Here is a 268-nt window from a genome sequence, read left to right as displayed (position 1 = left end):
AAATTACCTATGTAGCTACTGCCATTTTTCTACTCTGGGAAGTTTATGCGGATGGAAGTATTTGTTTGGATATATTACAAAACCAGTGGAGTCCTATATATGATGTAGCTGCTATACTCACATCCATCCATTCGCTGCTTTGCGATCCAAACCCAAATTCACCTGCCAACTCTGAAGCTGCCCGCCTATTCAGTGAGAACAAGCGGGAATACAACCGAAAAGTTCGTGAGATAGTGGAGCAGAGCTGGACCGCGGACTGATCCACCCC

The 268-nt window shown here is 45.5% G+C and carries 1 protein-coding gene; it reads left to right on the top strand.

What is annotated here, in order from left to right; genetic code table 11:
- Positions 1-260 (top strand): ubiquitin-conjugating enzyme E2 (locus tag L9G74_RS24235; protein ID WP_238898663.1); only part of this gene is annotated, 260 nt, incomplete at its 5' end.
- Positions 261-268 lie beyond the last annotated feature (8 nt).

Source organism: Shewanella electrica, assembly GCF_022321485.1.
GTDB classification, from domain to species: Bacteria; Pseudomonadota; Gammaproteobacteria; order Enterobacterales; family Shewanellaceae; genus Shewanella; species Shewanella electrica.
The sequence above is the reverse complement of the archived record's forward strand: the minus strand, read 5'-3'. Positions and strand labels throughout refer to the sequence as shown.